The following is an 8,636-nucleotide window of genomic DNA, read 5'->3' on the forward strand; positions in this document are numbered from 1 at the left end:
AACCATGCCCACATCCTTCCATTCACGTTCAGCCCTGCTTCACGGCACCGCCATGGCCGCCGCCTGCTGCTTCAGTCCATTGGCGGCGGCGCAGTCCACCGTCACCGTGTACGGTGCGGTGGACGTCTATGCCGGACGGCAGTCGGCGACCGGTTCGTCTTCGCGCAAGGAGATCAACAGCAGCTTGAACCCCAACGCGCTGGGCTTCGCGGGCACCGAGTCACTGGGTGGAGGCCTCGTCGCGGGCTTCGTGCTGGAAGGCCAGCCGGCGCTGGACACCGGCGGGACGGGCCAGGGCGGCAAGTTCTTGGGCCGTCAGTCCAACCTCTACCTCCAAAGCGACTTCGGCCGCGTCACGATCGGCCGAATCCACCTGGCCGGGCGCGCCTTCGGCATCAAGTACACCGCCACCGGCTGGCTCACCCCCGATCCGCTGGGCAACTTGGCCATCGCCTCGGGCAGCGCGTTCGCGCCGGTGATGAACGTCGACTCGGTCGGCTCCCGCGTCAGCAACGCGGTCATGTACAGCTCGCCGCGCCTGGGGGGCTTCTCGTTCTCGCTGCTGCAAAGCGCGGGCGAGAGGGGGCCCTTCTCGGCGGGCGCCGCCAAGCTCACGCAGCTGGGCATGGGCTACGGCGCGGGTGCGTTCAGCGTCGACTTCGTCTACAACAGGATCCCCGAGCTGGCGGGCAACCAGGTCGGGCAGACCGACTACGCCGTTGGCGCGCAGTACGCCGTCAGCGGCGTCAAGCTGATGGCCTCGGTCTTCTCGCACGAAGGCTCGTCGATCGCTGCCCTGGGCTCGACGACGCCCATCCCGGGCTCCAAGGGCACGGATCGCACCTACCTGATCGGCGCGTCGTACCCGACCGGCCCGCACACCGTCGGCGTGTCGTACGGCAAGCTGAAGGTCTCCGATGCGCACCGCGGGCGCCGCGCGGCCAACATGTCGGCACCGTTCTCGGCGCTGGTGGACAACACCTCGGGTTGGTCGATGGCCTACAGCTATGCCTTGAGCAAGCGCACGCAGCTGTTCGCCGCTTACGGTGCGCTGGACAACGGTGCGCAGGGCACGGCGTCGATCACGCCCGATTTGCGCCCGACGGCCGGCGGCAAGTCGTCGCTGCTGGCCAGCGGCATTCGCCACTCGTTCTGATGCGCTGCAAGGGGCGCGGACACCGATTCGAAAGGGGAAACTCGACCGCCTAGAATCTCCGCCTCCCTTCCGTCCCAGGCCCCCGCATGTCATCCGGTCTCATCCGCATCCGCGGCGCTCGCCAGCACAACCTGAAGAACCTCGACCTCGACATCCGCACGGGCGACATGACCGTCGTCACCGGCCCGAGCGGGTCGGGCAAGTCGAGCCTGGTGTTCGACACGCTGTACGCGGAAGGCCAGCGCCGCTACGTCGAGACCTTCAGCGCGTACGCGCGGCAGTTCCTGGACCGCATGGACCGCCCGGCGGTCGACCGCGTGGACGGTGTGCCGCCGGCCATCGCCATCGACCAGACGAACCCCGTGCGCACGTCGCGCAGCACGGTGGGCACGATGACGGAGCTGAACGATCACCTGAAGCTGCTCTACGCCCGCGCAGCGGAGCTGTACGACCGGGAGACGGCGCAGCTCGTGCGCCACGACACACCCGAGACCATCTACGAGGAGCTGATGGCCCGCACCGCCGACGGCGACCCGCGGCTGGCGGTGACCTTCCCGGTGGAACTGCCCGCCACGACCACCGCCGAGGAGGTCACGCAGTGGCTGTCGGCGAGCGGGTTCACGCGGGTGCAGGCCGAACGCGAGATCGCCTCGCCCACCGGGCCGCGCAAGCTGCTCGACGTGGTGGCCGACCGCTTTCGCCTGCAGGGCACCGAGAAGGTCCGTGCCATCGAGGCCATCGAGATGGCACTCAAGCGCGGCAGCGGCCGGGTCAACGTCTACGTGCTCGCCGACGAGGGTGAGCCCGTGCTCTGGCGCTACTCCACCGGGCTCCACTGCCCGGAGAGCGACCTGCGCTACACCGACCCGCAGCCCGCGCTGTTTTCGTTCAACTCGGCGATGGGCGCCTGTGAGACCTGCCGTGGTTTCGGCCGCGTGATCGGCGTGGACTGGGGCCTCGTGATCCCGGACCCCAAGAAGACGCTGCGCGGCGGCGCCGTCAAGACGTTGCAGACCCCCGCCTGGCAGGAGAACCAGGAAGACCTGATGCGTTATGCCGGCGAGGCCGGCATCCCACGCGACACCCCATGGTCGCAGCTCACCGACGCGCAGAAGGACTGGGTCATCCAGGGGTCGCCGCAGTGGAGCGGCAAGTGGAACAAGCAGTGGTACGGCGTGGCGCGCTTCTTCGAGTACCTCGAATCGAAGGCGTACAAGATGCACATCCGCGTGCTGCTGTCGAAGTACCGCAGCTACACCACGTGCCCCACCTGCGCCGGCGCACGGTTGAAGACCGAGTCGCTGCTGTGGCGGCTGGGCAGCAAGGCCGACGCCGATGCGGCGCTGCCACCGGCCAAACGTTTCCTGCCGCAGGGCGTGAAGTGGAACCGCACGCAGGTCGAGGCGCTGCCCGGCCTGACCGTGCACGACCTGATGCTCGTGCCCATCGAACGCATCCAGCGCTTTTTCGCGAACATCGTGCTGCCCAGCTCGATGCTCGACGACGCGCTGAAGCTGCTGCTCGACGAGATCCGCACGCGGCTGAAGTACCTGAACGACGTGGGCATCGGGTACCTGACACTCGACCGCCAGAGCCGCACGCTGAGTGGCGGCGAGGTGCAGCGCATCAACCTGACCACCGCGCTCGGCACGTCGCTCGTCAACACGATGTTCGTGCTGGATGAACCCAGCATCGGGTTGCACCCGCGTGACATGAACCGCATCGTCGAGGCCATGCACCGGCTGCGCGATGCGGGCAACACGCTCGTGGTGGTGGAACACGACCCGGCCGTGATGCTGGCCGCCGACCGCCTGATCGACATGGGACCCGGCCCCGGCGAACGGGGCGGCAACATCGTATTCGACGGCACCCCCGCGGCCATCCGCCACGCCGACACCCTCACCGGCGCGTACCTGGGTGCGCGCAAGCAGGTGGGCATGGGCATCCGCCGCCTCGTGACGGACGCCACGGCGAAGCTGATCCTGCAGGGCGCACGCGACCACAACCTGAAGGACGTGACCGTCGAGTTCCCGCTGCAGCACCTGGTGTGCGTGACCGGGGTGTCGGGCTCGGGCAAGAGCACGCTGATGCAGGACGTGCTGTTCCCCGCGTTGCAGCGCCACTTCGGCAAGGCCACCGAAACGCCCGGTGAACACGATGCCCTTCTCGGGGCCGACTGGTTGAGCGACTCGGTGTTCGTGGACCAGTCGCCCATCGGCAAGACGGCCCGTTCGAACCCCGCGAGCTACGTGGGTGCGTTCGACGAGATCCGCAAGCTGTTCTCGCAGGCGCCGCTCGCGCAGCAGCGCGGCTACGGCGCCGGCATGTTCAGCTTCAACGCAGGCGACGGCCGCTGCCCCACCTGTGGCGGTTCGGGCTTCGAACACGTGGAGATGCAGTTCCTGAGCGACGTGTACCTGCGTTGCCCCGACTGCGACGGCAAACGTTTCCGCGCCGAACTGCTGGAGGTGAAGATCGACCGCCGGCTGCCGGGTGACCTGGTGCGCGAGCTGAACGTGGCCGACGTGCTGGAACTCACCGTCAGCGAGGCGGTGCAGCTGTTCGCGAACGACCGCGAGGTGCTGCGGGTGCTGCAGCCCATCATCGACGTGGGCCTCGAGTACGTGAAACTCGGCCAGCCGGTGCCCACGCTGAGCGGTGGCGAAGCCCAGCGCCTGAAGCTCGCCGGGTTCCTCGCCGAGGCGGCGCAGGGCGCCACGGCCAGCCGCCAGGCGGTGGCCAGGAAGGGCACGCTGTTCCTGTTCGACGAGCCCACCACCGGCCTGCACTTCGACGACATCGCGAAGCTGATGCGCGCGTTCCGCAAGTTGCTCGATGCCGGCCACTCGCTGGTCGTGATCGAGCACAACCTCGACGTGATCCGCGCGTCCGACTGGCTGATCGACCTGGGCCCGGAAGGCGGCGACGCCGGCGGCTTCGTGGTGTGCACCGGCACGCCGGAAGACGTGAAGCAGCACCCCACGTCGCACACCGGCCGCGCGCTGGCCGACTACGACCGCCAGATGGGCCTCAACGGCCACGTGGTGGAAGAGGGCCGCCCGCTGCAGCAGGTCATCCGTGGCAACCGCGACCATGGCGATTCGATCCGCATCGTCAACGCACGCGAACACAACCTGAAATCACTCGACGTGGACATCCCGCGCGGCAAGTTCAGCGTGGTCACCGGCGTGTCCGGTTCAGGCAAGTCCACGCTCGCGTTCGACATCCTGTTCAACGAAGGCCAGCGCCGTTACCTCGAGTCGCTGAATGCGTACGCGCGCAGCATCGTGCAGCCGGCCGGCCGCCCCGAGGTGGATGCGGTGTACGGCATTCCGCCCACCGTGGCCATCGAGCAGCGGCTGAGCCGTGGCGGCCGCAAGAGCACGGTGGCCACCACCACCGAGGTGTGGCACTTCCTGCGCCTGCTGTACGTGAAGCTCGGCATCCAGCATTGCATCCACGACGGCGCCCCGGTGATGCCGCAGAGCGCCGAAAGCATCGCCGCGCAGCTGCTGCGCCAGCACAAGGGCCAGCACGTGGGCCTGCTGGCGCCGCTCGTGATCAACCGCAAGGGCCTCTACACCGACCTCGCCAAATGGGCGAAGGCCCGCGGCTACACCCACCTGCGCGTCGACGGCGAGTTCGTCAAGGTCGAGCCGTGGCCCAAGCTCGACCGTTTCAAGGAACACACCGTCGAGTTGCCGGTGGGTGACCTCGTGGTGGACGCCGGCAACGAGGCGGAACTGCGGTCGCTGCTCGCCAAGGCACTTGACCTGGGCAAGGGCGTGATGCACCTGCTGAGCCCGCTGAACGCCCTGCGCGGCGCCATGCTCGCCGGCACCCCTACGCGCAAGATCGGCGAGGTCAAGGTGTTCTCCACCAAGCGCGCCTGCCCGGTGTGTGCCACGAGCTACCCCGAACTCGACCCGCGCATGTTCAGCTACAACAGCAAACACGGCTGGTGTGGCACCTGCGTGGGCACGGGCCTCGCACTCACGCGCGAGCAGCGCAAGGCGTTCGACGACTCGGTGCGCGACGACGACAACAAGGGCCGCGAGCAGAGTTTCCCGTCCGAGGAACCCGAGGTCGACGGTGTGGTGGACGAAGCCTGCCCCGACTGCGGTGGCACGCGCCTCAACGCCATCTCGCGGGCGGTGAAGTTCGAGGACCATTCCATCGCGTGGATCGCGCAGTGGTCGGTGGCGGACTGCCGGAAGTGGGTCGAATCGCTGGCGCTGGCGGGCCGCGACGCCGAGATCGCCCGCGACGTGGTCAGCGAGATCAGGAGCCGCCTCGAGTTCCTGGAGGAGGTGGGCCTCGGGTACCTGACCCTCGACCGCGCGGCACCCACGCTCAGTGGTGGCGAGGCGCAGCGCATCCGCCTCGCGGCGCAGCTGGGCAGCAACCTGCAGGGCGTGTGCTACGTGCTCGACGAACCCACGATCGGCCTGCACCCGCGAGACAACCAGATCCTGCTCGACGCGTTGCACAAGCTCGGTGAGAAGGGCAACACGCTCGTGGTCGTCGAACACGACGAGGACACCATCCGCCGCGCCGACCACATCATCGACATCGGCCCGGGGGCCGGCAAGCGGGGGGGCACGCTGGTGGCGCAGGGGTCGGTCAGCGAACTCGCGAGCCACCCGGATTCGGTCACCGGCCGTTCGCTCGCCCATCCGCTGGTGCACCCGATCCAACAGCGGCGCCAGATGGCCGACGGCCCGGTGCTGACGGTGTCGAACGCCGCGTTGCACAACCTGCAGGACGTGACGGTGGATGTGCCGCTCAAGCGCCTGGTGGCGGTCACCGGGGTCAGCGGCTCGGGCAAGTCCACGCTCGCGCGCGACGTGTTGCTCGCCAACCTGACGTTCATCAACCAGCGGGGGGCGAAGCCGAAGTGGTCGGGCTGCAGCGGCATCGAGGGCTGGCAGCAGATCGACCGGGTGCTCGAGGTGGACCAGACCCCCATCGGCAAGACCCCGCGCTCGTGCCCCGCCACGTACATCGGCTTCTGGGACACGATCCGCAAGCTCTTCGCCGACACGCTCGAATCGCGTGCGCGCGGCTATGCCCCCAACCGGTTCAGCTTCAACACCGGCGAAGGGCGCTGCCCGGCGTGTGAAGGGCAGGGCATGCGCACCATCGAGATGAGTTTCCTGCCCGACGTGAAGGTGCCGTGCGACGTGTGCCACGGCCAGCGCTTCAATGCCGAGACGCTGGCGGTGACGTGGCGTGGCAAGAGCATCGGCGACGTGTTGCGCATGGAGGTCGACGAGGCCGTCGAGTTTTTCGCGAGCATGCCGTCCATCGCCCACCCGCTGCAGCTGCTGAAGGACGTGGGGCTCGGGTACCTCACGCTGGGCCAGCCGTCGCCCACGCTCAGCGGCGGTGAGGCGCAGCGCATCAAGCTCGTCAGTGAACTCACCAAGGTGCGTGACGAGGTGGGCCGCCGCGGGCAGAAGGCGCCCCACACGCTGTATGTGCTGGACGAACCCACCGTGGGCCTGCACATGGCCGACGTGGAAAAGCTGATCCGCGTGTTGCACCGGCTGGTCGATGGCGGTCACAGCGTGGTCGTGATCGAACACGACCTCGACGTGGTCGCAGAGGCCGACTGGATCATCGACCTCGGTCCGGAAGGTGGGGTCAAGGGCGGTGCCGTGGTGGCGGAGTGTGTGCCGGAGGCGCTGGCACTCGACGTGCGCAGCCACACGGGCGCTGCGCTGAAGCCGGTGCTCGCCCGCGTGTGACGTGCGCAGGGCCCGATGGCCCTGCGCCGGTCGCGGTTGAATCGCCGCGGGGGCCGGACGCCCCTTAAATTCCCCAAGTGCACGTCGCACGCCCGGGAGTTCCCATGACAACGACCCTGAAACGTGCCTGCGCCATCGCGCTGGCCAGTTCGGCCCTGTGGGGCGCCCACCCCGCGCGGGCGGACATCTTCTCGCTCGACTGGGGCTACCGGTGGTCGGTGGGCCAGATCCGCCACGACACCAGCGTTGCCGATTCCGACCCGTCGGCGGCACGTGACGTCTACACGAACAGCATCCTCGATTTCGACCTGCAGGGGTTGCGCATCAGCAACTTCACGTTTCCGCGCCTGCAAGGGGCGGGCGGCACCATCGTCGTGGACAACGCGGCGCCGGGCAGCGGGGCGGCCGACACCATCACGTTCCTGTTCGGCGCGCTGGTGCCGGGTGACAGCGCGGCGTACCGGCTCGTCGCCACGTTCGACCCGGAATTCCCGACCCCGCCGCACGTGATCGACCAGCCGTGGGTGGCGGGCCTGTCCGGCGTGGTGTACCGCGGGGACGAAGAATTCATCCTGGGCATGAGCCCCGGTTATCCCACGCGGCACGAGCGTGTCGCCGCTCCGGTGCCCGAACCGGGCACGTGGGCCCTGTTCGGCCTGGGGCTGGCGGGGATCACCGCGGCGCGTTGGCGCCGACGGGCGGCCTGGAAGACGCCCGGCCTCTGACCGCCCTGCTCACCACGGGCGTTCGTCGTGGTCGCACAGCGGGTCGGGGCCGTACCCGGTGTCCACCACCTGCCAGGCCGTGTCGAAGCTCACCTGGTACCAGATGCAGAAGAGGGCGTCGTACCGGTACGACCACAGCATGCGCTTCTGGTAGCCGAGCCGCCTGACTTCGGACGGGTGACCGATGGCACGCAGCACGTCGTCGCGCGACTGGCCCAGCGCGATGCGCGCGAAGTTCGCCTCGGTGAGCACCTGCTCGGAGCCGGTCAGCCGGCCTGCGGCGTCGAACGCCAGCATGTACGTGTGCTTGCCGAACGGCCCGCGTGCGTATTCGACCTGTTGCCCGCCGCCGGCCAGCGGGTACGACGCGGTGGGCGGCCCCATGCCGGCTTCGGCCTGGGCCCGGGTGGTGCCCGGTTTCAGCCCACCCGGCGAATAGGCCTGGCACGCGGCCAGCAGGCACACCGCCGCGGCCGCGGCGGCACGGTGCAGTGTGGCGGGGAACGTCATGCGATGGCCCTTTCTGTGGCGGCGCGATGTCAGCGGCTGGAAAGCATAAGTCGCTCGAGGCCGGCAGGTGATGGCACGGATCAAAGACAGCGTGGTGTGGAAGGGGTTCGGCGACGTGGCGCGGCCTCGCCAGAGAGCATCGAAGATGCAGCCGATTCACCGATGGGTCGACTCAATTGCAGCGTTGTCATCCCGGCCAGCGCCCACTGCTGTCCGTGGAAAATCTCGGGTCATCCCGGCGAAAGTCGGGACCCACTGGGTCCAGGCGCGGCGACGTTCCGGTCGCATCTGGCCTGAACCGCCCAGCCCAACGCTTCTCTCGGCAGCGTGGAACGCTTGGCGCCAGGCACCACCTGTTCTGCAGCGCACGCTCGAGCCCACGCGCCCAGTGGGTCCCGGCTTTCGCCCACTACTGTCCGGAATAAATTGGACCGAGGTCACGTAAGTTGTTGCGAGCACTCGCTGTTTGGGATAAATCCCAGAGCGCCAACTCAA

General features: G+C 68.5%; 4 protein-coding genes. 3 read left to right on the forward strand and 1 reads right to left on the reverse strand.

The annotated features are described in order from the left end of the window. Positions 1 to 4 precede the first annotated feature (4 nt). From ASC87_RS22330 to ASC87_RS22340, 3 genes are all read left to right on the forward strand, one after another. The gene (locus tag ASC87_RS22330; protein WP_082568841.1) at positions 5 to 1,156 is read left to right on the forward strand and encodes a porin; all 1,152 of its coding nucleotides are present in this window, start codon (positions 5 to 7) and stop codon (positions 1,154 to 1,156) included. An 86-nt stretch (positions 1,157 to 1,242) separates the two neighbouring features. Then, complete coding sequence (gene uvrA / locus ASC87_RS22335; protein ID WP_056667592.1) at positions 1,243 to 6,906, forward strand: excinuclease ABC subunit UvrA; 5,664 nt, start codon at positions 1,243 to 1,245, stop codon at positions 6,904 to 6,906. A gap of 104 nt (positions 6,907 to 7,010) precedes the next feature. Further along, the gene (locus tag ASC87_RS22340) at positions 7,011 to 7,631 is read left to right on the forward strand and encodes a PEP-CTERM sorting domain-containing protein (protein ID WP_056667597.1); all 621 of its coding nucleotides are present in this window, start codon (positions 7,011 to 7,013) and stop codon (positions 7,629 to 7,631) included. Between the two features lie 9 nt (positions 7,632 to 7,640). On the opposite strand, the gene ASC87_RS22345 is transcribed toward ASC87_RS22340, so the two are convergent. Next, positions 7,641 to 8,141, reverse strand: coding sequence for a hypothetical protein (locus tag ASC87_RS22345; protein ID WP_056667600.1), 501 nt, complete (start codon positions 8,139 to 8,141; stop codon positions 7,641 to 7,643). Between the last annotated feature and the right edge of the window lie 495 nt (positions 8,142 to 8,636).

Source organism: Rhizobacter sp. Root1221 (assembly GCF_001425785.1).
GTDB lineage: Bacteria > Pseudomonadota > Gammaproteobacteria > Burkholderiales > Burkholderiaceae_C > Rhizobacter.

Coding starts and splice junctions, on each gene's coding strand:
- ASC87_RS22330 (WP_082568841.1), top strand. CDS start 5: ATGCCCACATCCTTCCATTCACGTTCAGCCCTGCTTCACGGCACCGCC.
- uvrA (WP_056667592.1), top strand. CDS start 1,243: ATGTCATCCGGTCTCATCCGCATCCGCGGCGCTCGCCAGCACAACCTG.
- ASC87_RS22340 (WP_056667597.1), top strand. CDS start 7,011: ATGACAACGACCCTGAAACGTGCCTGCGCCATCGCGCTGGCCAGTTCG.
- ASC87_RS22345 (WP_056667600.1), bottom strand. CDS start 8,141: ATGACGTTCCCCGCCACACTGCACCGTGCCGCCGCGGCCGCGGCGGTG.